Annotated in this window: 1 protein-coding gene; it reads left to right on the top strand. The window is 20.0% G+C overall.

Annotated features, from left to right (window positions below; translation table 11 throughout):
- Window positions 1-168: 168 nt before the first annotated feature.
- Window positions 169-1,043 (top strand): MraY family glycosyltransferase (locus ACTT9D_RS07420; protein WP_440931143.1); only part of this gene is annotated, 875 nt, incomplete at its 3' end.

Genomic DNA, 1,043 nt, shown 5'->3' with positions numbered 1-1,043 from the left:
TATTTTAAAGAATAGTTTCAAAAATGCTTATGTTTATTATTTAAATTTATTGGTTTTAATTTCTTTATTGAGATCAATATTTGAAAGTGGTTATGCAGTGTTTAGCATTGATTTAATCGTTTTTTTAACTTGTTTGTCACAAATAACAATAAATTCTAAAATAAAAAAATGATAATTATATTTTTCGTAATTTTGAACTTATTAATTCTTTACAATTTTAATAAAATTAAAATATTTAAATTAAATATTGATAAGCCAGATAATAAAAGAAAATATCATCAAAATCCTACACCACTCGCTGGTGGAACAATACTATTTATTAATCTTTCATTTTATTTTATTTTTTTATTTTTTTTTCCGAATTTATTTTTGAATGAATATTTATTTAATAATATTTATGAGTTGATTATTTTTATAATTATTTCTTCTTCAATTTTTTTATTGGGATTTTTTGATGATAAATACAATATTAAAGCCAACAAAAAATTTGCTATTCTATCCTCAATAATATTAGTTTTTCTTTTAATAAATACCGATTTTATAATTCGTGAAATAAAATTCTCATTTTATCTAGGTGTTTTTGAATTAAATGATTTTAGTATTCCATTTACTATATTTTGCTTCTTAGTTTTTATGAATGCTTTTAACATGTTTGATGGTATTAATTTACAATCAACCTTATATTCTCTTATTATTTTAATTTCTATTTTATTTTTTCACGTTGATACATTTTTTCTAAAAATATTGATTATTTCTTTATTTTGTTTTTTATACTTAAATTACAAAGATTATTCTTTTCTTGGAGATAGCGGAACACTTTATCTTTCATTTATTATTAGCTATATATTCATTAAACTTTACAACCTAAGTTATTTTAATGGCGCAGACAAAATTGTGGTTTTTATGTTGTTGCCAGGTATTGATTTAGTAAGGCTTTTCGTTACTCGATTACTCAATAAAAAAAATCCTTTAAGTTCTGATAGAAACCACTTGCATCATTTATTAATATCAAGATATTCATATACAAAATCTATTTTAATTAT

This window comes from Candidatus Pelagibacter sp., from assembly GCF_052049815.1.
Classification (GTDB): domain Bacteria; phylum Pseudomonadota; class Alphaproteobacteria; order Pelagibacterales; family Pelagibacteraceae; genus Pelagibacter.
The sequence above is the reverse complement of the archived record's forward strand: the minus strand, read 5'-3'. Positions and strand labels throughout refer to the sequence as shown.